The organism is Pseudomonas sp. s4 (genome assembly GCF_046764235.1).
Taxonomy (GTDB): Bacteria; Pseudomonadota; Gammaproteobacteria; order Pseudomonadales; family Pseudomonadaceae; genus Aquipseudomonas; species Aquipseudomonas asiatica.
Map to the genome: position 1 here is coordinate 1,971,465 of NZ_CP177209.1, position 24,467 is coordinate 1,995,931.

General features: G+C 64.2%; 18 protein-coding genes. 15 read left to right on the top strand and 3 right to left on the bottom strand.

Going from position 1 to position 24,467, the window contains the following annotated elements; translation table 11 throughout:
* Positions 1–14 precede the first annotated feature (14 nt).
* Positions 15–1,334 (bottom strand): tRNA 5-hydroxyuridine modification protein YegQ, encoded by a 1,320-nt coding sequence (gene yegQ / locus ACK56M_RS09215; protein WP_015269644.1) that lies wholly within the window; start codon positions 1,332–1,334, stop codon positions 15–17.
* A gap of 133 nt (positions 1,335–1,467) precedes the next feature.
* Between yegQ and ACK56M_RS09220 the strand changes: the two genes are divergently transcribed.
* Complete coding sequence (locus tag ACK56M_RS09220) at positions 1,468–2,532, top strand: AI-2E family transporter (RefSeq protein WP_061302789.1); 1,065 nt, start codon at positions 1,468–1,470, stop codon at positions 2,530–2,532.
* Between the two features lie 142 nt (positions 2,533–2,674).
* On the opposite strand, the gene phnX is transcribed toward ACK56M_RS09220, so the two are convergent.
* Both phnX and ACK56M_RS09230 read right to left on the bottom strand, forming a co-directional pair.
* Positions 2,675–3,502, bottom strand: coding sequence for a phosphonoacetaldehyde hydrolase (gene phnX / locus ACK56M_RS09225; protein WP_015269646.1), 828 nt, complete (start codon positions 3,500–3,502; stop codon positions 2,675–2,677).
* A 34-nt stretch (positions 3,503–3,536) separates the two neighbouring features.
* Entirely contained in the window at positions 3,537–4,643 is a 1,107-nt protein-coding gene (locus ACK56M_RS09230) for a 2-aminoethylphosphonate--pyruvate transaminase (RefSeq protein WP_015269647.1), read from the bottom strand.
* Between the two features lie 112 nt (positions 4,644–4,755).
* On the opposite strand from ACK56M_RS09230, the gene ACK56M_RS09235 reads away from it, so the two are divergent.
* From ACK56M_RS09235 to ACK56M_RS09300, 14 genes are all read left to right on the top strand, one after another.
* On the top strand, positions 4,756–5,619 hold the full coding sequence (locus tag ACK56M_RS09235) for a LysR substrate-binding domain-containing protein (RefSeq protein WP_015269648.1): 864 nt from the start codon (positions 4,756–4,758) through the stop codon (positions 5,617–5,619).
* A 57-nt stretch (positions 5,620–5,676) separates the two neighbouring features.
* On the top strand, positions 5,677–6,699 hold the full coding sequence (locus ACK56M_RS09240) for an AraC family transcriptional regulator (protein WP_015269649.1): 1,023 nt from the start codon (positions 5,677–5,679) through the stop codon (positions 6,697–6,699).
* Positions 6,700–6,777: 78 nt separating this feature from the next.
* On the top strand, positions 6,778–11,286 hold the full coding sequence (locus ACK56M_RS09245; RefSeq protein WP_411959375.1) for an NEL-type E3 ubiquitin ligase domain-containing protein: 4,509 nt from the start codon (positions 6,778–6,780) through the stop codon (positions 11,284–11,286).
* A gap of 120 nt (positions 11,287–11,406) precedes the next feature.
* Complete coding sequence (locus tag ACK56M_RS09250) at positions 11,407–15,837, top strand: dermonecrotic toxin domain-containing protein (protein ID WP_253230576.1); 4,431 nt, start codon at positions 11,407–11,409, stop codon at positions 15,835–15,837.
* Between the two features lie 122 nt (positions 15,838–15,959).
* Positions 15,960–17,606 carry an acyl-CoA synthetase gene (locus ACK56M_RS09255; protein ID WP_411959376.1) on the top strand — a complete coding sequence of 549 codons (1,647 nt, stop codon included), beginning with the start codon at positions 15,960–15,962 and terminating at the stop codon, positions 17,604–17,606.
* Between the two features lie 12 nt (positions 17,607–17,618).
* Positions 17,619–18,386: an SDR family NAD(P)-dependent oxidoreductase gene (locus ACK56M_RS09260; RefSeq protein WP_013971831.1), complete on the top strand. Its 768-nt coding sequence runs from the start codon at positions 17,619–17,621 to the stop codon at positions 18,384–18,386.
* A gap of 11 nt (positions 18,387–18,397) precedes the next feature.
* A complete protein-coding gene (locus ACK56M_RS09265; RefSeq protein WP_024086601.1) occupies positions 18,398–19,591 on the top strand; it encodes an acetyl-CoA C-acyltransferase in 1,194 nt (397 codons plus the stop codon).
* An 8-nt stretch (positions 19,592–19,599) separates the two neighbouring features.
* Positions 19,600–20,727, top strand: coding sequence for an acyl-CoA dehydrogenase (locus ACK56M_RS09270; protein ID WP_085593208.1), 1,128 nt, complete (start codon positions 19,600–19,602; stop codon positions 20,725–20,727).
* A 13-nt stretch (positions 20,728–20,740) separates the two neighbouring features.
* Positions 20,741–21,514 (top strand): enoyl-CoA hydratase, encoded by a 774-nt coding sequence (locus ACK56M_RS09275; protein ID WP_023662690.1) that lies wholly within the window; start codon positions 20,741–20,743, stop codon positions 21,512–21,514.
* A gap of 702 nt (positions 21,515–22,216) precedes the next feature.
* A complete protein-coding gene (locus ACK56M_RS09280) occupies positions 22,217–22,582 on the top strand; it encodes a hypothetical protein (RefSeq protein ID WP_411959377.1) in 366 nt (121 codons plus the stop codon).
* A gap of 8 nt (positions 22,583–22,590) precedes the next feature.
* On the top strand, positions 22,591–22,995 hold the full coding sequence (locus tag ACK56M_RS09285) for a TraR/DksA family transcriptional regulator (RefSeq protein WP_003259022.1): 405 nt from the start codon (positions 22,591–22,593) through the stop codon (positions 22,993–22,995).
* 178 nt (positions 22,996–23,173) lie between these two features.
* Positions 23,174–23,365, top strand: a complete 192-nt coding sequence (locus ACK56M_RS09290) for a hypothetical protein (protein WP_015269656.1) — start codon at positions 23,174–23,176, stop codon at positions 23,363–23,365.
* Positions 23,366–23,776: 411 nt separating this feature from the next.
* On the top strand, positions 23,777–24,247 hold the full coding sequence (locus ACK56M_RS09295; protein WP_003259020.1) for a hypothetical protein: 471 nt from the start codon (positions 23,777–23,779) through the stop codon (positions 24,245–24,247).
* Positions 24,244–24,456 (top strand): hypothetical protein, encoded by a 213-nt coding sequence (locus ACK56M_RS09300; RefSeq protein WP_015269657.1) that lies wholly within the window; start codon positions 24,244–24,246, stop codon positions 24,454–24,456. The genes ACK56M_RS09295 and ACK56M_RS09300 overlap by 4 nt, the downstream gene beginning before the upstream one ends.
* Positions 24,457–24,467: the final 11 nt, after the last annotated feature.

Consider the following 24,467-nt stretch of genomic DNA (forward strand, 5'->3'; position numbering starts at 1 on the left):
CACAGCCACCTTGCTCAAGCTGGCAGGTCACGCATCAGCAGGCCATATGCCAACGGCACCTGCTCGGGAACAGGAAGGTAGATGGTGTGGCCATCGCCTGGGGCGACCTGAAGCGGTTGCTGCTGGCCGTTGCTCATGTGCTCGAGATCGAAGTGGTAGTTGCCGCGCGGGGTCATCAGTTCCAGGTGGTCGCCCACGGCGAAGCGATTCTTCACCTTGACCTCGGCCAGGCCGTCGACGCGTGCCCCGGTCAGCTCGCCAACGAACTGCTGGCGCTCGGACACCGAGTTACCGCGCTGGTAGTTCTGGTATTCGTCGTGCACATGGCGGCGCAAGAAGCCTTCGGTGTAACCGCGTTGGGCCAAGGATTCGAGGTTGTCCATCAGCGAGCGGTCGAATGGTCGCCCGGCCACCGCATCGTCGATCGCCTGGCGGTACGACTGCACGGCGCGGGCGCAGTAGAAGTGCGATTTGGTACGGCCTTCGATCTTCAGCGAGTGCACGCCCATGGCGGCCAGGCGCCCGACGTGCTGGATGGCGCGCAGGTCCTTGGCATTCATGATGTAGGTGCCGTGCTCGTCTTCGAACGCCGGCATTTCGGTGCCGGGGCGGTTGCTTTCCTGCAGCAGGAATACCTGCTCGGTCGGTGCACCCAGGCCCAGGGTCGGCTGCACTTCGCGCACGATGTCGCCGGTGGCGTTCTCGGTGGCCGGTGTGGCGTCGTACTTCCAGCGGCAGGCGTTGGTGCAGGTGCCCTGGTTGGCATCGCGCTTGTTGAGGTAGCCCGACAGCAGGCAACGGCCGGAGTAGGCCATGCACAGGGCACCGTGGACAAACACCTCCAGCTCCATGCCCGGCACCTGCTGGCGGATTTCCTCGATCTCTTCGAGCGACAGTTCGCGCGACAGGATTACCCGGCTCAGGCCCAGTTGCTGCCAGAATTGCACGCTGGCCCAGTTGACCGTGTTGGCCTGCACCGACAGGTGCACCGGCATTTGCGGAAAGTGCTGGCGTACCAGCATTATCAGGCCTGGGTCGGACATGATCAGCGCGTCCGGTGCCATCTCGATCACCGGCGCCAGGTCCTTGAGGAAGGTCTTGAGCTTGGCATTGTGCGGGGCAATGTTGACCACCACGTAGAAGCGTTTGCCCAAGGCATGCGCCTCCTGGATGCCCAGGGCCAGGTTGGCATGGTCGAACTCGTTGTTGCGCACCCGCAAGCTGTAGCGTGGCTGGCCGGCGTAGACCGCGTCGGCGCCATAGGCGAAGGCGTAGCGCATGGTCTTGAGGGTGCCGGCGGGGGCCAGCAGTTCGGGCTTGGCGATAGGGTTCATGTGCGCACCGGAGCAAAAGGCGCGGATGCTAGGGCTGGCAGATACGGCGCGTATTGATTTGCATCAAGGAAATGGCGGCACTTTTGCCAAGGCGCGGTGCACTAATAACGCATAAGCCATGCGAGGACCCGCGATGAACCAGACCGCCCTGCAGAACAAAGCCCTGGCAGTACTGCTGGCGCTGGTGACCATTGCCTTCATCTGGATCCTGCTGCCGTACTACGGTGCGATCTTCTGGGCGGTGATACTCGGCATCCTGTTCGCCCCGCTGCAGCGCCACCTGCTGCTGCGTTTCGGCCGAAGGCGCAACCTGGCTGCGGCGGCCACCTTGCTGGTGTGCCTGCTGGTGGCGATCCTGCCGGTGATCATCACCAGCGCGTTGCTGGTGCAGGAGGGAGCCGCCCTGTACCAGCGCATCGAGCACGGGGAGCTGGATATTGCCGGCTATGTCGAGCGCGGCAAGGACATGCTTCCGGCGTTTGCCCAGCAGGGCCTGGACAGCATGGGCATGGGCAACCTCGACGGGCTACGCGACAAGATCAGCAAGTGGGCCACCCAGGGCAGCCAGGTGCTGGCCAGCCAGGCGTTCAACTTTGGGCAGGGCACGTTCGAGTTCGTGATCAGCTTCGGCATCATGATGTACCTGTTGTTCTTCTTCCTGCGCGAAGGCGCGGATGTCGCCCGCCAGGTGCGTCTGGCAGTGCCGTTGCCCGAACACCAGAAGCGCCGTTTGCAACTGAAGTTCAACCGTGTGGTGCGGGCGACGGTAAAAGGCAACGTGCTGGTGGCCATTACCCAGGGGGCGCTGGGCGGTTTCATTTTCTGGGTGCTGGATATCCCGAGTGCGCTGGTATGGGCGGTGCTGATGGCGTTTCTGTCGCTGTTGCCGGCGGTGGGGGCGGGGATCGTGTGGGCACCGGTGGCGGCGTATTTCCTGCTGACCGGTGCGATTTTGTCGGGGGTGATACTGACCGCGTTCGGTGTGCTGGTGATCGGTCTGGTGGACAACTTGTTGCGGCCGATCCTGGTGGGCAAGGACACGCGCATGCCGGACTACCTGATTTTGGTGTCGACGCTGGGCGGGCTGGCGGTGTTCGGGCTCAACGGCTTCGTGATCGGGCCGTTGATCGCGGCGCTGTTCGTGTCGAGCTGGGCGATCTTCGCGGCAACCAAACCCCGGGTGCAGTTGCCGGAGTAGGGGCGGGCCTTGCTGGGGCTGCTTTGCAGCCCATCGCCGGCAAGCCAGCTCCCACAAGTACAGCGTTGTTCTCAAGATTGTCGCTGGACCTGTGGGAGCTGGCTTGCCGGCGATGGGCCGCAACGCGGCCCCCATGGCCGGGTCAGGATGTTTGCGGCATCTCACCCTTGGCCAGGCGCCGGTTGATGTCGGCGATCACTTCGGGCAGTTCGTTGATGGTGTCGATCAGGTAGTGCGGGCGGGAGCCGGCGAACAGGGCGTGGATGCGCTGGCGCTCGCTTTCCAGCTTCTCGGCGCTCAGCGCGCGGTAGCCTTCCCAGGTCAGCCCCAGGGCATTGCCCGAGCACACCAGGGCCACGGTCCACATGCCGGCACGGCGGCCTTCGAGAATGCCCGGCACGGTATCGTCGACCTTCACGCACGCCGCCACGTCGTCGATACCCAGCGCGATCACGTTGGCCAGGGCCTGGGCCGGCCATGGGCGGCCGTTCGGGGTTTCGTCGGTGGCCACCACATGGTCGGCCACGTAGCCGTTCTGCGCGGCCAGCTCCACCACCTTGTCCATCACCACCTTCGGGTAGCCCGAGCAAGAGCCGATCTTCAGGCCGTCCTGGCGCAGCCCGGTGAGAGTGTCCAGGGCGCCGGGGATCAGCGCCGAGTGCACGGCGATCTTCTCGATCTGCAGCGGCATGAAGCGGTTGTAGATGGCGGTGACATCATCGTCGGTCGGGGTACGGCCGAACACCTTGCGGTAGCGCTCGGCAATTTCCGGCACATCGCACAGGGTGCGGATGTGGTCCCACTTGCCCATGCCCATCGGGCCACGGGCTTCTTCGATGGACACCTGCACATCGAATTCGGCAAAGGCTTCGACAAAGATCTGGGTCGGGGCGAAGGAGCCGAAGTCGACCACGGTGCCGGCCCAGTCGAGGATGGCGGCTTGCAGCTGGGTAGGGTTGCTGTAGTTCATGTGCGCTTGTTCCTGAAATTGGGTGGGCAAAGGGTCAGATGTCCAGCACTTCCATTTCCCGCAGCACCTCGGCCACGGCATTCACGGCGGCCTGCATGCCATCCGCTCCGACCACGCCGATGCAGCCGACACGGAAGGTTTCCACCTGGGTCAGCTTGCCCGGGTAGAGGATGAAGCCCTTGGCCTTGACCCGCTCGTAGAAGTCCTTGAACTGGTAGCGGGGATCGTTCGGTGCGTGGAAGGTGACGATGATCGGCGCCTGGATCTCGGCGGGCAGGAAGCTGCGCAGGCCGATGGCGGCCATGCCGTCGAGCAAGGTCTTGCAGTTGTCGGCATAGCGCCGGTGGCGTGCCGGCAGGCCTCCCTCCTCGTTGTATTGCTGCAGCGCTTCGTGCAGGGCAGCGACCACGTGGGTCGGCGGGGTGAAGCGCCATTGGCCGGTCTTGGCCATGTAGGTGTGCTGGTCGTGCAGGTCCATGGCCAGCGAGTGGGCGTTGCCTTCGGCAGCGGCCAGGGCGGTTTTCTCGGCAAACACGAAGCCCATGCCAGGTACCCCTTCCAGGCATTTGCCGGAGGCGGCGATCAGCGCCTCGAAGGGGATGGCGCGGGCATCGATCGGCAGTGCGCCGAACGAGCTCATGGCGTCGATGATCAGGCGCTTGCCGTGGCCTTTGACCACTTGGGCGATCTCGGGCAGCGGGTTGAGGATGCCGGTGCTGGTTTCGCAGTGGATCAGCGCGACATGGGTGATGGCCGGGTCGGCGGCCAGCAGGCGGTCGACGTCGGCGGCGGTGGTCGGCTGGTCTTCGGCGGTTTCGAAGGTGCTGTAGGCACGGCCCAGCACTTTGCAGATCTTCGCCAGGCGCTGGCCATAGGCGCCATTGATCAGCACCAGGACCTTGCCGTCACGCGGCACCAGGGTGCCGATGGCCGCTTCCACGGCGAAGGTGCCGCTGCCTTGCAGGGGCACGCAGTGGTGGCTGGCGCTGCCATCGATGATGGCCAGCAGTTGCTCGCAGACACTGGCAGTCAGTTGGTTGAAGTCGCGGTCCCAGGAGCCCCAGTCCACCAGCATGGCTTGGCGGGTGCGGATTGATGTGGTCAGGGGACCGGGGGTCAGCAGAATCGGGGCGTTGCTCATTCCGTTATTCCTCACAAGCGGTGGGCTGAAACTACGGGGCCTAGGTTGCAATTGGCGCTGTCATCAATCAAATTGTTTGTTGTTATCCGAGCTATAAGTAAGGCCGATAAATATGAACCTGTTCCAGTTGCGTGCCTTCGATGCCGTGGCCCGTGAGGGCAGCTTCACCCGTGCCGCCGCACGCCTGTTCATCAGCCAGCCGGCAGTGACCGGGCACGTGAAGGCGCTGGAGGAGCACTACCAGATCACCTTGCTGCGGCGTACCGCGCGGCGGGTTGAGTTGACCGAAGAGGGCACCCGCCTGGCAGCCATCACCCGCGCCATGTTCGGGCTGGCCGAAGAGGCGCAGGCCATGCTCGAGGCTAATCGCCAATTGCTGACCGGGCGCCTGGAGGTGGCGGCCGATGGCCCGCACCGGGTCATGCCGATGCTGGCGCTGCTGCGCGAGCGCTACCCGGGCATTACCGTCAACCTGCGCTTGGGCAATGCCCAGGAAACTTTGGCGGCATTGCTCAGCGAACATGCCGACGTGGCCGTGCTGACCGAGATCGAGCCGCGCAAAGGCCTGCATTTGCAGAACCTGTGCGAGTCGCGGTTGTGCGCCTTGCTGCCGGCGGGGCATGCCTGGGCCAGCGGCGAAGGTGATTTGCCGCTGGCCGAGCTGCACCAGCAGATCATGGTGTTGCGCGAGCCCAGCTCCACCACCCGGCGCACCTTCGACAAGGCCTGCAGCAAGGCCGCCGTGCAACCTCGGGTGCTGCTGGAGCTGGATAGCCGCGAGGCGGTGACCGAAGCGGTGGCCTCGGAGCTGGGCATTGGCGTGGTGTCGTCCACCGAAGTCGCCAATGACCCGCGGGTAGTGGCGCGCCCGCTGGCCGGTGACGGCCTGGTCAACCAGCACCTGATCGGCTGCCTGGAGCGCCGCCGTGAGCTGCGCCTGATCCAGGCGTTCCTCGGCCTGGCGGCAGGGCTGTGATGGCTGTTTTCAACGGGGCGGCCTAAGATGGCCGGCATTGAGCCGACAGGACCGTTGATGAGCGAGAAAGACACCATTTCCATGCAGCTGGTACGCGAGGCGCTGTTGCAGACCTGCCCCGCTGGCGAGCCCGATATCGGCTTGCTGGCCCGGGCGGGTATCGCCGTCGAACAGCTGCACCTGCCTGCGGCGCGAGTCAGCGCCGAGTCCTATGCCCGGCTCTGGCGCCTGCTGGCGCGGCGCTGCAACGATGAGTTCTTCGCCATGGACCCGCGCGGTCTGCGCAGCGGCAGCCTGGCGTTCATGTGCCGTGCCAGCATGGGCCAGCCGACCCTGGGCGCTGGCCTGGAAACCGCGCTGGCGTTTCTGTCACTGATGCTTGAAGACCTGCAGCCAAGCCTGGTGCGCCAGCAGGGCCTGGCCGAAATCGTCATCAATGAACCGCGTGACACCCCGCGCCGCGCTTTCACCTATTTCACCTTCTGGATGATCGTGCACGGTGTGACCTGCTGGCTGGCCGGGCGACGTATCCCGATCCTGGCCATCGATCTGCGCTGTGCCGAACCGCCGTTCTGCGATGACTACCGGGTGATGTTTTCGGAAAACCTGCAGTTCGAGCGCCCGCGCACACGCATGATCATCGCTGCCGAATGCCTTGAGCTGCCGCTGCGGCGCAGCGAAGAAGAACTGCAGCGTTTTCTGGCCGAGGCGCCGGGCAACATCCTGGTCAAGTACCGTGACCCGGCCAGCCTCGGGCGGCGCATTCGCACCGACCTGCTGCGCCTGGATCCGGGGCAGTGGCCCGATGGTGACAGCCTGGCGCGGCAGTTGTGCCTGTCGCCCTCTACCCTGCGCCGGCGGCTGGCCGAAGAGGGTCAGAATTACCAGGGGTTGAAGGACAGTGTGCGGCGTGAGCTGGCGATTGCCTGGCTGAGCCAGGAAGACGCAGCCATGAGCGAAATCGCCGAACGCCTGGGCTTTGCCGACAGCAGTTCGTTCTACAAGGCGTTTCGCAAGTGGTTCGGCTGCAACCCCGGGCATTACCGTGCGCTGATCCTCAAGCGCGGCAGTGGCGGCTAGGGGACCACGCCTTCCCGCTGCCGGCCGCCGCCGCTGGCAAGCATCGTGACGAGTCGATCACTGACCAGGAAATCGACGATGTCTCAACCTGCCTTGCATCCCAAGTTGCTTCACCCCGCCGAAGACTTCATCGCCCAAAGCTTGCCCGCCTGGTTGAAGGCGGCCAAGCCCAAGCAGCTTGCCAGGCTGCAACTGCGTTTCAATGCCTATCTTGCGAGTCAGAGGCAGATGGCAGGGTTCGCCGACCGCCTGCAGCCTCTGGACCGGTTTGCCAAGCAACTGTTCGAGCCTGCCTTGCGTCAGGACAGCCAGCTGAAGCTGCAGGTTGACCTGGACAAGCTGGTGTGGCGCGAAACACGCGCACGGCTGGATGTGAGAACCGGCTTGATCCCTGATTATCAACCGTACTTCGTGCGCATGCCGGCCTTGCAAAAGCTGTTGCAGAACTTCAAGGCCAACGAGTCCTTCTTCCTCGGCACCGCCTTGACCCTCCCGGGAGCCCACCAGGACGAGCAGGTGGTGAGCGAAGACATCGACCGGATTGTCAGCCTGTGCCGCCAGGTGGATGTCGGCAGCGCCTACCAGCGGCACCTGGCGCAGGTATTGACCCCTGACTATGAAAAAGCCCTGACCACCGACCGGCGCCTGGAACTGGCCGTGGCGGTCGAGATCGCGGCCATCAAGCAGCAGCTGGATCCGCAAGACCTGCTGCTGCTGCGTGTCGCGTGCAAGGATGAACACGCCGTGATCAAGGGGCCGCTGCAGCTGGAGATCGGTGCGCTTCAGGTCCTTGGCTGCCGGGTGGATGGCGCGCTGGCGGTTGAATTGATCGAGCAGTCCCGCCACCAGTCCACGTTTCCCTTCGGGGTACCTGGGCGCTTGAAAAGAGTGATCCTGTACACCCCTGACGATCAGGCGCAACCCCTGCGCGCGTTCACCAACTGGGATGAGGCGAACCGCGTCCTGGCCACGGCGATGGGCAACCAGGACTATCGGCAGGCATTCGTGCGGCGCATTGCCTTGGGTGATCGCGCCACTTGTGAGCAGGCCCTGGCCACCCGCTTGCAGGATGCACAACCTGACCTGGAACCCCGCAGGGTGTTGGAAGCGGGGGACGGTTTTGCGTCGATGGCCGCCTGGCACATTCAGCGAATCAAGGCCGATGGACGTTTCCTAGCGGTGCCCACCGCCCAGGCCGATGACGCGGCTTCGGAGCAGCGCCTGGACGAGCTCAAAGGCGCCGGCCTGGTATTGCTCAACCTGGCGGGCCTGTTCGTGCCGGTCATCGGGGCTTTGCTGCTGGCGGACCTTGCCAGGCAACTGTTGACCGAAACTTTCGAGGGCGTGCGTGACTGGCAGTTGGGCCATCAGCATGAGGCCTTGATGCATATGCTTCAGGTGGCATTCAGCGTGGCAACCACCGGTGCGGTGGTTGTCGGTGCCCACCTGGCCCGCAGCGCATTCGTCGAAACCCTGGAGCCGGTCATCACCGAAGATGGCCGGCAACGGCTGTGGCGCAATGAGCTGGCGCCTTACCAGGACACTACTCCACCCGTTCAGCTGACGGAGCTCGACAACGGCTTGCTCGCCGAGGGTGAGCGCCATTGGTGGCGGTTGAATGGAGCCTTGTATCGGGTAAGGCAAACCGCCAATGGCGTCTGGCGCTTGCTGCATGCCGACGGTGAGGCAGCGTTCGGGCCGGTGCTGGAACGCTGCTCTGCGCGTGGCTGGCGGCTGGCTTATGAGCGGCCACTGGAATGGCAGGGCGCCGCGCTGTTGCTCGGGCGGCTCTGGCCGGCTGCGGCCGCGATGGACGCTGTGCGGGTGGAGCAGGTGCTGAAAGTCGCGGATGTCGACGAGGCCTACCTGCGTGGCCTGCTGGTGGAGCGGCGAGCGATGCCAGTGCAGCTGCGCGATACCTTGCAGCGCTTTGCCGTGGACGCGCGCGCGCAAGCCTTTTTCAGCCGGCTGGAAGCGGGGGAGGCCGATACCGATTCCGACTTGTGGCAATGGTGCATCGAAAGGCTGCAGCTGCAGGATGAAACCGTCGAAGAACAGGCGCTGTCGATCGGTGACGCGGCAATCGAGTTGCGTGAGGCGATGCTCGAGCATTTCTCCGGGCTTTACCTGGCTGACGACCCGCTGCTGGGCTTGATCCAGCGCGACTTCCCGACGCTGCCAGAAGCCTATGCCCTCGATGTGCTGGAGCAGGCCACCGAGGCTGTGCGCTTGCGCATGCAGGCAGAGTCCCGTCTGCCGCTGGCGTTGGCTGAGCAGGCGCGGGTGGCCCTGCAACTGGCGCGCCTGACCCGCATGCGCGAAGCGTTGTACCTGCAAGGCAGTTACCGGCCGGAAGTGGTGGCGCTGGCCTTTGCCCTGCTGCGTCGGCATGGCCCCGGCGCTGCCGGGTTCAACCTGGTGTTGCGTCGTGACCCGTATGCTGGGGCGGCGATGGAACGGCTGTTCGCCGAGACCGACCTTGAGCAGGACGTGGTGCTGGTCAGGCGGGAAGGGCGCTTCCAGCTCTACAACGACAGAGGCTTGCCGGATGAGCGCGAGGTCGCCGCCCCCGAGGGGCTGTTCGAGGTGCTGGCCGCTTGCCTGCCCGTGGAATACCGGGTGCGACAGGGTTGGAATGGCACCGATGCGCCGACCAGAATCCGCGAGCAGATGCAGGCCTGGCTACCCGGTGACCGGCAGGCCCTGCTGCGCCTGCTCGGCTGGCGGGAGGCAAGGCCCATGGCATCGCCCATGCAGCGTTTGGCCGATGGCCGAGCGGGCTATCCACTGGGTGGCTGCCAGTCGTGCATCGGCTCGCCGGAGCTTGTGGTGCGGCAGCGGGTGCGCGCCTTGTACCCCGGTATCGGGGATGTCGGCGTCGATCGCTATGTCCAGAGCCTGTTGGACATGCGCGGGGGCCTGTTCGAGAACCTGCTGCGTGTCGAGCAGGAGTACCGCCGCCTGGATGACAGCTTGCTGGCCTGGGTTGCAGAGGTGGCGGGCAGCGCCAGCCGCGCACGCCGACGCGTCGCAGATTCGTTGCGGCGTGCCTGGCAGATGCGCAGCGACCGCGCCGTCGGGGCTATCGGCAACGATGCGGTGCTCAGCCTGAGCATCGTCGCCGTACCGGTGGGCAGCCTGCCTGTATTGCCGATCGGGACGGACTTCTCGCACGTGTCGGAATTGACCCTGTCGGCGCTCGGTCTGGATGCCATCCCGCCGGGGTTCCTCGCCTGCTTCCCCGATCTGCTGTGCCTGGACATGAGCGACAACGCCTTGCGCGCGCTACCTGCGGGGCTGGAGCGTTTGACCGCCTTGCGCCAGTTGCTGATGCCGCGCAACCGTATTCGTATCTCGGAGCCGCAGGCCAATGTGCTGACTGGCCTGGCGCTCTTGCGTTCGCTGGACCTGAGTGACAACCCGCTCGGCGACATCAGGCTACAGTTCGAGCGGTTGCCCAGCCTGCGGATCCTGCGTTTGAACCGGGTGCAGATGACGGCGCTGCCCTGGGGCCTGGAGTGGTGTGGCCTGTTGGTGTTCGCCGACCTTCGCAACAACCAGATAGCCGAGTTGCCGGCAGCCTTGTTTCAGGCCCCGTTGCAGTTGCGCCGTGCCATGCACCTGGAGGGCAATGCACTGCCAGTGCAGGATCTCGATCGCCTTTATGCCGCCGAACGCCTGCTGGCCACGCCCCGCCCGCAACGGCACGCCCCGGCCCGGGAACAATGGCTGCAGACCCTGGACCCAGCGGCGCGGCAGGAGCAGCAAGGGAAATGGGATGCGCTGAATGCCGAGCCCGGCAGCCTGGCTTTCTTCGAGCTGCTCAGGCAACTGACGAGCACGGCCGAATTCAGCAAGGCGCCGGCCGAACTCGGGTTCAGGGTATGGGCAATGCTGGATGCCGCCCATGCCGATACCACCACGCGCATGGCGCTGTTTGACCTGGCAGCGGAGCCCACCACCTGTGTGGACAGCGTTTCCACGGTGTTCAGCCGCCTTGAGGTGCGCATGCATGTCGAGCAGGCCACCCGCGGCGGCGACCCGATCTCGACCCGCTCGGCACGCCTGCAGCTGGCCAAGCGGCTGTTTCGCGTGCACTGGGTGGAGAAAATCGCCCGGCGCGAAATCGACGCCCGCTACCAGGATGGACGCTGGAGCCACGGGAACCACGATGAAGAGGAGGTGGAGGTCAACCTTGCCTACCTCAGCGGCTTGGCCCAGCGCCTGGACCTGTTGGGCCAGCCTCGCCATATGCAGTTTGGCAGGCTGGCCAACGTGTCGCCCCTGCAACTGGACGAGGCCTCCAAGGAAGTGCTGGAGGTGGAGGCGGGCGAGCAACGGATCGTGTTCATCAGCGAGCGTGATTTCTGGTTGCCGGTACTGCGGGCAGAGCATCCGGATGACTTCGAAAACCTGGAAACGCAATTCACCGTTCGGCTGGAGGCATTGGACGAGCAAAGGGAAGCTTTGACCAGTGACGAGTACTGGAACCTGAGCAACGCTCTGCGCGACGAGCGCGAGCAGGCCCTGGCCAGCCTTGCCCAGCGCCTTACGCGCGAAGCGTTCATGGTGCCAGAGGCAAAGTGACGGCCCTTCAGGGGCGGCACGCAGTGTGCCGCCCTGCTTCTACCGCAGGGGTTCCCTCTGCGCAAGCACCGGCAGGTTGCACACCATGCGTGGCTTTCGACAGTCATCCAGGGACCTGCCATGACCCGCGAACCACACGCCCCACAGCCCGCCTCTGCATCTTCCAGCCACTTGCACGACGGTTTCATCGGTGACCGGTTGCCTGCCTGGCTCAAACAGGCCACGCAAAGCCAGATACGCACCTTGCGCGAAAGCCTGGAAGCCCATCATGCCACCCAGGCCCGGTTGCGCGGGATCACCCTGGCGCTGCCGTCACCACAGCAGTTCGCCGAACGGCAATTCGCCAGTTTGTTGCGCGAGCCGCTGCCGGGTGACGTAGCGTTCTGGCAGCTGGAGTGGCTGGAAGTTTCCCATCGTTTTTCGTCCACGCCCGGCGCTGAGCCGCCATTTCCCACTTACGGGCAACGGCGTGAAAACGGCTTGCTCCGCCTGATGCGCAACTTTGCCGTCAGCAACGATTTCTACCTGGGAACCGGGTTGGTCGCGCCGGGGCAGGAACGGGTACTTTCGCGAGGCACCGATGAACTGGTCGAGGCGTGCCGCAAGCTCGATGCCGGGCGCCTGTACCAGCAGGAACTGGACCGCACATTCGATGCCGCGGCACAGCGCATCTTGTGTGAAGACAAACGCTCCGGGCTGCGCCTGGCCGTGCAGGTTGCCGCGCTGAAAGGCGAGATTACCGAGCCGGTCAAGGAGGCATTGCACGCCCTGGTGGATAAACCCGCAGATCGGCGATCCGCCAGCCTCACGGGCCACCCGGGCCTGTTCGAAGCCCTCGGTTGCCCAGTGGCGGATGGTGTGTGGATTCAACTTCGCGACACGCATGGGCAAACGCAGGGTGGCGTGCTCTACCTGCCCAGCGACCCGGTACAGGCGTTGCGACACTTCGACAGCCATGCCTCGATCAACCGCACGCTGGTGGCCGAGCTGCGCCATGAACCCTATCGCCAGGCGTTCAGCCAGTTGATCGGCCTGGATCAGCGTGCCGGGTTCATGCGCAAGCTGCAGGCCCGCCTGGCGGATGACCAGCCGGACCTGGAGCTCGATGGCAGCGTGCCACAGCATGACATTTTCCAGGCGCTGGCTGCGCAGCAGACAAACCGGGTGAAGCAGGATGGCCGCCTGTTGCTGGTGCCGACCGCCGATGCCGATGAAGCCGCGTCGCGTGAACGGCATGAGGCGTGGAAGGCCGCCGGCCTTGATGTGCTCAATCTCGCGGGCCTGTTCATTCCGGTGGTGGGTGGCTTGCTGCTTGGGCAACTGGTGGCCCAGACCCTCTCGGAGGTTTTCGAGGGCGTGCAGGACTGGTCGCGAGGCCATCAGCACGAGGCGCTGGAGCACATGCTGGGCGTTGCCGAGATACTGGCGGGCACCGCCGCGACGGTGGCCGGCGTCACCTTCGTGCGCAGCGCGTTCGTCGCGGCGCTGGAGCCGGTAAGGCTCGCCAATGGGGCGGGGCGTTTGTGGTCCCGAGATCTGGCAGCTTTTGCCTCGACCCCTGAGACGATCACCTTGGGTACGGACGGGGCCTATGCTGATGGCGAGCGCCGCTGGATGAAGGCCGACGGGGTCTTCTACGAAGTTCATCGGCCTGACCCCGATGGCCCCTGGCGTCTGCGCCACCCCGGTCGCGAAGAGGCGTACGGCCCGGTCGTGCTGCACAATGGCGAACGCAGTTGGCGCCTGATGCACAATGAGCCGCAGCGCTGGCGCGACCCTGCGAAGATGCTCGACACCCTTTGGCCGCGCAATCAACCTTTCGATAGCCAGCAGGCGCAGCAGATCTTGCGCATGGCCGGCCTCGATGAGGATGAGCTGCGCGGCCTGCTGGTGGAAAACCGGCGAACGCCTGCCACCTTGCGGGAAACCCTCAGGGCATTCGATGCCGATGCCCGGATCGACACGTTCTTCCGCAACCTGGAGCGCGACACTGTCTCCGATCAGGACTTGCAGCTGCTGGCCTGGTGCGAGGCCCGACCGGGCAGTAAAAAAGGGCGTGCCGCAGTGCTTGCGGACCGACCAAGGTCAAGCGACCTGCTGTTCGCTCGGCTGACACGCCTGCCAGAATCGGCTGAGCCTTTGCTCAAGCCGCTGATGGCGCTGGGGTTGCCTGAACCCTATGCGCGCGATCTGGCCGATGGGGCAAGTCACGAGGCCCGTCAGCAGTTCGTCAACAGTGGGCAGCTATCGCACAGGTTGGCCATCCAGGCCAGGTCGTTGTGTTCGGTGGCGAAGGTGAGCAGGGCGATGGCAGGGCTTTATCTGCCGAGCGCGTATAGCGATGAAACGGGAATGCTGGTGTTGGCATTGCTGAATGTCGAGGCCATGGATGCGTTCAGCCTGGCATTGAGAAAAGCTGTTTCCGATGCCGTGGAGCTGAAGCGCATCGGTTCGGTTGCTGACGTGGTCGACCAGCGGGTGCTGGTGCGTGAGCAAGGGGTTTTTGCCCTGTACGACGGGCGAGGCCGAAAACTCGCGATGCAGCCACCTGGGTCCTCGGACGTTTTCCAGGCCGTGCTGGCCGCGCTCAAGTCGCGCAACCTGCTGGGGCGGTTGGGCCTGGCCGAGAACGCCAATGCCGAGCGCCTGCGCGAAAAACTCATGGCGCACCTGGGTACCCACGGGGAAATCGCCCGCATGCTGGGCTGGGCGCCGACGGAACGCTGGTTCAACCCTGGGCAGCGTCTTGCCGATGGCCGCGTCGGCTACCTGCTCAGCGGGCGCGCGGCACTGCCCACTACGCCCAGGGAACAACTGCGTGCAGGCCTCAGGCGATTCTTCCCTGGGCTGGGCGATTCGCTGGAAACGCAAGTTGATCGCTGGCTGCTGCGGAATGTGCCGGTCGCCGATGCGCTCATGGCGCTGCAGGATGATTACGAGCAGTTGAACCGCGCGCTCAATCGCTGGGTGTCCGCTGCGCTGGGTGACACATCGCGGGCGCGGCGTCAGTTGTTCGCCGAACGAATGCTGCGTGCCTGGCAGGCGCTTGGCGACCATGTGGAGATCGACAGTGACGGCAAGCGCCAGGGGTTGCGCCTGGTCCTGAATGACTTGCCAACCGATTCGTTGCCGGTCATGCCTGCACCTATCGATTTCTATCACGTAACCACCCTGGTACTGAGCGAGACGACCATCGGGGTGGTGAACGAGGAGTTTCTGCGGGCATTCACCTACCTGCAGGAGCTGGACCTGAGCCACAACCAGCTGTTGCGCTGCCCGCGCGGGCTTGGCTACCTGACCAACCTGCGCCGGTTGCGCCTGGGGCATAACCGCATTCGCCTGGATACCCATGCCATCGAAGCACTGAACGGGTTGCCGCTGCTCAGTCACCTCGACCTGAGCTACAACAGCCCGCTGGGGGTGTACGAAATGCGCTTCCATCACTTGCCCCACCTGATCGAGCTGAATTTGCGTCGCTGCGGGCTCAGCGAGTGGCCCAGAGGGCTCGAATTGTGTGGCTTCCTGCAACGAGCCGACCTGCGTGACAATTTCTTGCGGGGGGTGCCTGACGGCGTGCTGGCCATGCCGCTGGAGTTTCGCCAGCGCATCCTGATTGATGGCAACCGCCTGACCATGGCCGATTACGGCAAGCTGTATGCCTTGGAGCCGCTTCTGGAAGAGCCGCAGGAAGAGATCGGCCGAGCCTGGTGGGTCGGTTCCGACTCCGCCAGCCATGGGCGCGGCGAGCTTTGGGACCGGCTGAGCACCCGGGACGAAAACGCCCGCCTGTTCGATCTGCTGGAGCTTTTGCAAGGCTTGGCGGACTTCAGCTGGCCCAAGGCTTATCTGCTGCGCATGGGCTGGCAATGCCTGTCGATGCTGGAGACAGACGTCGAGTTCGCTCGCCAGGCGCAACTGGCGGCCGACGATGTGGTGATGGATGACAACGGTGCCATCGACCTGTTCAGCCGACTGCTGCGTCTGCATGCCGAGCGCGACGCGGCAGGCGATGGTGCGCAGTCCCGAGGCCCGAAGTTGCTGGCGTTGGGGCGCGCCTTGCACCGCCTGGACCGCCTTGACGAGTATGTCGAGACCGAGCGGCAAAACCTTGAAGGCTTCGCCGAGCCTGCAGTACTGGCGACGTTGGCAATGCGCTACAGGGTGCGCTTGCGGACCAGGCTCAGGTTGCCGTTCCAGCCTGCCAGAATGCGCCTCAGGGCGGCCGCCGTAGGGTTGAGCGAGCATCGGCTGCAGGCGGCAGAGGCAGCCGTGGGAAGGGCGGACGTTCTCGATGATGTAGTGGCCGACTTGTGCACGCGCGCGTTCTGGCAGCGCTTTGTGCAACAGCACTTTGCGCAGCCGTTCAACGACCTGGAGCAACTCGCCGCTGAGCAGCGGGCGGCCCTGGCGGTAAGGCGCGATGAACTGGGTGAAGCACAGTATCTGAACCAGGTACAGGCGCTGGATGCGCAGCTGCAGGCCGATCGGCTGACGTTGCAACTGCAACTGACCCGGCACTACGTGATCAGTCTGGAGCGCGCACCGGGCTGATGGCCACCGGCCAAACCGGTCATCCAGTTTGACAACTTAGGCCATTGCCGCGACGCCAGCGCGGCGCGAACATCGTCGGACCGATGGTTCAACTCCAAAAACAAGAAACCAGGAGTCCGACGATGCGCGATTACACCGAGGCCGCTCGTGCGTTCGACCATGGCCAGGCTGCTGCGGCGGCGCTACATGGCAACCTCGAAGCCCTCAATGCCTGTGTCGAATGTTGCGACCGCCATGCCGGTGAGGGCAAGACCGCACTGGTCTGGGAAGACCGCGAGGGCAACAGCGTGCGCTTGAGCTTCGACCAGTTGCAGGCACTGGCGGCCCGTTTCGCCAATGTGCTCGAAGCGCAAGGCGTGGGTGCGGGTGACCGGGTCGCCGGCCTGATGCCGCGTACCCCCGAGCTGCTGGTCACCATCCTCGCCACCTGGCGTCTCGGCGCGGTGTACCAGCCACTGTTCACCGCGTTCGGTCCCAAGGCCATCGAACATCGCCTGGAGCAGTCCCACGCCCGGGTGGTCGTTACCGACAGCCACAACCGCGCCAAGCTGGACGATGTGCACGCCTGCCCGACCATCATTACCGTCAATGCCCGCAATGGCGAGCTGGACTTCCAGCAGTGCCTGGACAAAGCCGCAGACAAATGCGAGCCGGTCATGCGCTCGGGCAACGACCCGTTCCTGCTGATGTTCACCTCCGGCACCACCGGCCCGGCCAAGCCACTGGAAGTGCCGCTGCGGGCCATCGTCGCGTTCCAGGGCTACATGCGCGATGCCATCGACCTGCGCCCCGAGGACAACTTTTGGAACCTGGCCGACCCGGGCTGGGCCTATGGCCTGTATTACGCGGTCACTGGCCCGCTGTCGCTGGGCCATGCCACCACCTTCTACGATGGCCCGTTCAGTGTTGAAAGCTGCGCACGGGTGATCGACAAGCTGGGCATCACCAACCTGGCCGGCTCGCCCACCGCGTACCGCCTGCTGATTGCCGCCGGGGATGACTTCTCGGCACCGATCAAGGGCCGCCTGCGGGTGGTCAGCAGTGCCGGCGAACCGCTCAACCCGGAAGTGATCCGCTGGTTCGCCGACGAACTGGGCGTGACCATCCATGACCACTACGGGCAGACCGAACTGGGCATGGTGCTGTGCAACCACCATGGCCTGCAGCACCCGGTACACCTCGGCTCGGCCGGCTTCGCCATCCCCGGCCACCGCATCGTGGTGCTGGACGAGCAGGGCAACGAACTGCCCTCCGGCCAGCCGGGCATCCTCGCGGTCGACCGCGAGCAGTCGCCGCTGTGCTGGTTCGCGGGCTACCACGGCCTGCCGACCAAAGCCTTCGTCGGCAAGTACTACCTCAGCGGCGACACCGTCGAGCTGAACCAGGACGGCAGCATCAGCTTCGTCGGCCGCAGCGACGATGTGATCACCACCTCCGGCTACCGGGTCGGCCCGTTCGACGTCGAGAGCGCACTGATCGAGCACCCAGCGGTAATCGAAGCGGCGGTGATTGGCAAACCGGACCCGGAACGTACCGAGCTGATCAAGGCCTTCGTGGTATTGGCCAGCGGTTACCAGGGCAGCGCCGAGCTTGAAGAGGCTTTGCGCCAGCACGTGCGCCAGCGCCTGTACGCCCATGCCTACCCAAGGGAAATCGAATTCGTCAGCGAGCTGCCCAAGACCCCGAGCGGCAAGCTGCAACGCTTCATCCTGCGCAACCAGGAAGTCGCCAAACAACAAGCGCAACAGGCCACCCCTGCCAGCGCCTGAAAGGAACCGATCATGCAGATAGCCAACAAACACTTCATCGTCAGCGGCGCCGCCTCCGGGCTGGGTGCTGCCACCGCGCAGATGCTGGTCGAGGCCGGCGCAAAGGTCATGCTGGTCGACCTCAATGCCCAGGCCGTTGAAGCCAAGGCCCGCGAACTCGGCGAAAACGCCCGTTTCGCGGTGGCCGACATCAGCGACGAGCAGGCCGCCCAGGCGGCGGTCGATGCGGCCGTCAGCGCCTTTGGCAGCCTGCACGGGCTGGTCAACTGCGCCGGCATCGTCGGTGCCGAGAAAGTGCTGGGCAAACAGGGCCCGCATGGCCTTGCCAGCTTTGCCAAGGTCATCAACGTCAACCTGATTGGCAGCTTCAACCTGCTGCGCCTGGCCGCCGCGGCCATGGCCGAAGGGGCTGCCGATGAGGGGGGCGAGCGCGGGGTGATCATCAACACCGCCTCCATCGCCGCCTATGACGGCCAGATCGGCCAGGCGGCCTACGCTGCTTCCAAGGGCGCCATCGCCAGCCTGACCCTGCCGACCGCCCGCGAACTGGCGCGCTTCGGCATCCGTGTGATGACCATCGCCCCGGGCATCTTCGAAACGCCGATGATGGCCGGCATGACCGAGGAAGTACGCGCCTCGCTGGCCGCCGGCGTGCCATTCCCTCCGCGCCTGGGTCGCCCGCAGGAGTACGCCGCGCTGGCCCGCCACATCATCGAGAACAGCATGCTCAACGGCGAGGTGATCCGCCTCGACGGCGCACTGCGCATGGCTGCCAAGTAAGGAGAGTGAACATGACCCTCGCCAATGACCCGATCGTTATCGTCAGCGCCGTGCGCACGCCCATGGGCGGCCTGCAGGGCGACCTCAAGAGCCTGACCGCGCCGCAGCTGGGCAGCGCCGCCATCCGTGGTGCCGTGGAGCGTGCCGGCATCGATGCTGCCAGTGTCGAGCAGGTGCTGTTCGGCTGCGTGCTGCCGGCTGGCCAGGGCCAGGCACCGGCGCGCCAGGCCGCGCTGGGCGCCGGGCTGGACAAGCACACCACCTGCACCACCTTGAACAAGATGTGCGGTTCGGGCATGCAGGCGGCGATCATGGCCCATGACCTGCTGCTGGCCGGTACCGCCGATGTGGTGGTGGCCGGTGGCATGGAAAGCATGACCAATGCGCCGTACCTGCTGGACAAGGCCCGTGGCGGTTACCGCATGGGCCACGGCAGGATCATCGACCACATGTTCATGGACGGCCTGGAAGACGCCTACGACAAGGGCCGCCTGATGGGTACCTTTGCCGAAGACTGCGCCCAGGCCAATGCCTTCAGCCGCGAAGCCCAGGACCAGTTCGCCATCGCCTCGCTGACCCGCGCCCAGGACGCTATCAAGAGTGGTCGCTTTGCTGCCGAGATCGTGCCGGTCGAGGTTACCGAGGGCAAGGAGAAGCGCGTCATCAAGGATGACGAACAACCGCCCAAGGCGCGCCTGGACAAGATCCCGCAGCTCAAGCCGGCCTTCCGCGAAGGCGGCACGGTGACCGCCGCCAACTCCAGCTCGATTTCCGACGGCGCTGCGGCGCTGGTGCTGATGCGCCGCTCCGAAGCCGACAAGCGCGGCCTCAAGCCGCTGGCGGTGATCCACGGCCACGCCGCTTTTGCCGACACCCCGGCACTGTTCCCTACCGCGCCGATCGGTGCCATCGACAAGCTGATGAAACGCACTGGCTGGAACCTGGCCGAGGTCGACCTGTTCGAGATCAACGAGGCTTTCGCCGTGGTCACCCTGGCGGCCATGAAGCACCTCGACCTGCCGCACGACAAGGTCAATATCCATGGCGGCGCCTGCGCCCTCGGCCACCCGATCGGCGCTTCCGGCGCGCGCATCCTGGTGACCCTGCTGTCGGCCCTGCGCCAGAACAACCTGCGCCGTGGCGTGGCGGCCATCTGCATCGGCGGTGGCGAGGCCACGGCCATGGCTGTCGAATGCCTGTACTGAGGTGAATCATGCTGGTAACTGACGAGCAACAACAGATCGCCGACGCGGTACGCGCCTTTGCCCAGGAGCGCCTGAAACCGTTTGCCGAGCAATGGGACAAGGAACACCGCTTCCCCAAGGAGGCCATCGACGAGATGGCCGAGCTGGGCCTGTTCGGCATGCTGGTGCCGGAGCAGTGGGGCGGCAGCGACACCGGCTACGTGGCCTATGCCATGGCCCTGGAGGAAATCGCCGCCGGTGACGGCGCCTGCTCGACCATCATGAGCGTGCACAACTCGGTGGGCTGTGTGCCGATCCTGCGTTTTGGCAGCGAGCAGCAGAAAGAACAGTTCCTCACCCCGTTGGCCAGCGGTGCGATGCTCGGCGCCTTCGCCCTGACCGAACCGCAGGCAGGCTCCGACGCCAGCAGCCTGAAGACCCGTGCACGTCTGGATGGCGACCACTACGTGCTCAATGGCAGCAAGCAGTTCATCACCTCCGGGCAGAACGCCGGGGTGGTGATCGTGTTCGCCGTGACCGACCCGGACGCCGGAAAGCGCGGCATCAGTGCCTTCATCGTGCCCACCGATTCGCCGGGCTACCAGGTGGCGCGGGTTGAGGACAAGCTCGGCCAGCACGCCTCCGACACCTGCCAGATCGTTTTCGACAATGTGCGCGTGCCGGTGGCCAACCGCCTGGGCGCCGAAGGCGAGGGCTACAAGATCGCCCTGGCCAACCTCGAAGGCGGCCGCATCGGCATCGCCTCGCAGGCGGTGGGCATGGCCCGCGCGGCGTTCGAAGTGGCGCGTGACTACGCCAACGAGCGGCAGAGCTTCGGCAAGGCGCTGATCGAGCACCAGGCGGTGGCCTTCCGCCTGGCCGACATGGCGACGAAGATTGCCGTGGCCCGGCAGATGGTGCTGCACGCTGCCGCGCTGCGCGATGCCGGGCGCCCGGCGCTGGTGGAAGCGTCGATGGCCAAGCTGTTTGCCTCGGAAATGGCCGAAAAGGTCTGTTCGGATGCCTTGCAGACCCTGGGCGGTTATGGCTATCTGAGCGACTTCCCGCTGGAGCGGATTTACCGCGACGTTCGGGTTTGCCAGATCTACGAAGGCACCAGCGACATTCAGCGCATGGTCATTGCGCGCAATCTTTGAAGGAGCAGACTGCATGGCATTCGAAACTATCCTGTTGGATATCCACGGCAAGGTCGGCCTGATTACCCTCAACCGCCCGCAGGCGCTGAATGCGCTGAACGCACAGATCGTCGGCGAGATCAACCAGGCCCTGGACCAGCTCGAGCGCGATCCGAACATCGGCTGCGTGGTGCTGACCGGTTCCGCCAAGGCCTTTGCCGCTGGTGCCGACATCAAGGAAATGGCCGAGCTGCAATACCCGCAAATCTACGTTGACGACCTGTTCAGCGATTCCGACCGCATTGCCAACCGGCGCAAGCCGATCATTGCCGCGGTGTCCGGTTTTGCCCTGGGCGGTGGCTGCGAGCTGGCGATGATGTGTGACTTCATCCTGGCGGCGGACAATGCCAAGTTTGGCCAGCCGGAAATCAACCTTGGCGTGCTGCCGGGCATGGGCGGCACCCAGCGCCTGACCCGCGCGGTGGGCAAGGCCAAGGCCATGGAACTTTGCCTGACCGGTCGCCTGATGGGGGCTGAGGAAGCGGAGCGTGCCGGGCTGGTGGCGCGTATCGTGCCGCAGGCGGAGCTGGTGGAAGAGGCGCTGAAGGTGGCCGCGACCATTGCCAGCAAGTCGATTCCGGTGAGCATGATGGTCAAGGAGAGCGTCAACCGTGCGTTCGAAGTCACCCTCAGCGAAGGTGTGCGCTTCGAGCGGCGGGTGTTCCATGCGGCGTTTGCTACCGAAGACCAGAAAGAGGGGATGGCTGCGTTCATTGCCAAGCGCGAGGCGCAGTTCAAGGATCGTTGATTGGAATCGGCATTGCCGTTGCTTTTGCTTTTGCTTTTGCTTTTGCTTTTGCTTTGCTTCTAAGCGCACGGTAGCTCAGGCGCCGCCGATTGCGACTTCAGGAGGCCGAGCGAAGGGACTGCGGAGGGAGGTGACGGGCATGGATGCCCGTCAAGCGCTGAGGCCCCATGGATGGGGCCTGCAGCGCGTACTCCCGGGAGCAGGCCCGTAGCGAGGGGACCCCGGAGCGAAGCGTAGGGGCCGGATGATGGGAGCCAGCGTTTTTTGGTTACTTTTTGTCGCGTTTGACAAAAAGTGACCCGCCGTAAGGGCGGAAAGGTGATTAAGCGCCACCTTCGAAAATGAATGTTGACCTTGTTGTTGATGCCCACGCTTGAAAGCGAAGAGCGAAGAGCGAAGAGCGAAGAGCGAAGAGCGAAGAGCGAAGAGCGAAGAGCGAAGAGCGAAGAGCGAAGAGCGAAGAGCGGAAACGTACTGGTCTTGATCTCGCGCATAGTCCATTTACGATGGCGACGCTTACTCACCTTTTCGCCCTTACGGCGAGTCACTTTTTGTCAAACGCGACAAAAAGTAACCAAAAAACGCTGCGCTCCCATCATCCGGCCCCTCCGCTACGCTACGGGGTTCCCTCGCTCCGGTCTTGCTCCCGGGAGGACGCGCTGCAGGCCCCATCCATGGGGCCTCAGCGCTTGACGGGCATCCATGCCCGTCACCTCCCTCCGCAAAACCTCTGCTCGGCCTCCTGAAGTCGCGAAGATCAAGATCAAGATCAAGATCAAGATCAAGATCAAGATCAAGATCAAGATCAAGATCAAGATCAAGATCAAGAGCCAGAGCCAGAGCCAGAGCCAGAGCCAGAGCCAGAGCCAGAGCCAGAGCAGAGGGCGCCGACTGGCGGAATGTGGGCACCGGAAGCAAATTCGCACCCAATTGCAGTTGCTCCACGCGACGTGGCGCCTTAGACTGCCGCCCCCTGTAAAAGAGTGCCGGTTGGCGCTTGAAGAATTCTGCTGCCGATGCCGAGGCGTCGGCGGCACCCGAATCGCCCAAATGCACATTTTTTCATAGAGAAATCGATGACCAAGGAACAGTTGCTGGCCATGTCGGCCGATGACTACATGAACGCTGACCAGCTGGCTTTCTTCGCTGGCCTGCTGCAGGCGATGAAAGTCGAAACCCATGAACGCATCGAGCTGAGCCGTGCCACCATCGAAGGCCTGGACACCCCGTCGGACCCTGCCGACGTGGCTTCGGTCGAAGAAGAGCGTAGCTGGCTGGTGAATGCCATCGACCGCGACCAGCGCCTGCTGCCGCAGCTGGAAATGGCCCTGGACCGTATTGCCGACGAAAGCTTCGGCTGGTGTGATGACAGCGGTGAACCAATCGGCCTGAAGCGTCTGCTGATCAGCCCGACCACCAAGTACTGCATCGAAGCCCAGGAGCGCCACGAGCAGCTCGACCGCCACCAGCGCCAGGTGTAACCCCGCGCGGTGTGCCAAGCCCCACGGAGCGATCCCTGGGGCTTTTTGCGTTTCTTGCCGGCGGCGGTTTTGTTGCCCTGCACGTAACACTGCTGTACCGGGATGCGCTGTTTCAGCGCCGTAAGCAGGCGTATCATCACTTTATCGTTAGGGTGCTAATTAAATTCCGGAGGGAATGATGAATAGCCGGGTCGATGTAGCCGTGATGATTGGTTCTGGTGTGCCAGCCTCGATGCGGGCGCTGGGTAAACGCATCTGCTGGGTGGTGCTGGTCAATGGCGAACGCCGTGGTACCGCATTTGCCACCCGTGAAGAGGCCTTGGAGTGCCAAGCGGCCTGGCAGCAGTTGAAGAAGGGCCTGGCTGCCTGAGCACCGTGAGTGCTGCCGGCAAGCGAACGGGGTGTTGTTCAGGGCGTTCGCTTGTAAGAAATGTACTTTGCCTCTCGACGAATTTCGGTGTTTTCGTGCATATTCTTTCCCCAGTAATGCGCTGATGGATTGCAGGGCCCGTTCTTACGTGCGCTCTGGCATTGCCTGTCGCATTTTTTTCTGGCGGTTTTGCTGTCAGACATTGCGCTTCCCGAATCGGGAATATGCCGAAAGCCTGTATTTGAGGCCAGATCTGGCAAGCCAGGGTAAAGATTCCCGCACGCTGCATCGCCAGCGGGCGCAGACATTTCGCATATCGCTTTATTACTCTTTTCGCCTATCGATAAGAAATGGCCGTGCCTCACCGAGCTTTGGGTGAGGGCGGGTTGTAACCGGTTGAGGATTACTTCATTGGCAGTCAGCACTCTTGATACCCATGCGTTGTTCGCCTTGGGCGACTTGCGCGGTAAATTGGCCCAGCTGTTCCAGGGCCGCTTTGTCTATGTTACGGAACAGAGTCCCGAAGGCCTGTACATGGCCGAAATCGACACCGAAAGCGCATTGGTCGTCGATGACAAGCAGCGTTTGGAACTGAAGGTCGGCGACCACTTTCGCGCCGCCGTGCTGCCCAGCCGCGAAGGCGGCAAACTGGAAATGCGCTTTCGCGAAATCAAGTTGAACGTATATGGCGTGGGCGACTATGCCTTTGTGTCGGTGCCTGAAGGCGAGGGCATCGTGTTCCGTGAAGGCCACGGTGTGATGCTGGTATTCGCCGCACAGCAACAAGTGCAGGAAGGCCTGGGCAAGTTGCTCAAGGCGGTGACCGGCAAGGTTGCCAAATGGCGCAAGGGTGAGCTGACCACCTTCAAGGCCAGTGAATGACCCACAGTGACGACGCGCCTGCCACGCGTGCCGAGTTCCATCGGCAGCACCAGGCGGATGCCGTGTCCGAGGCCGAGCGTTTGCTGGCCAGGCGCGAAGAACTGCAAGGCGCCTGGTTGAACTGGGTGGCAGGGGAATTGTATCGCCTCGGCCCGCCGCCTTATGCGGCCATGGTCCGGCGCGAGTTGCAGCGCCTGGCCCAAGGGTGAGGTGGCGACCT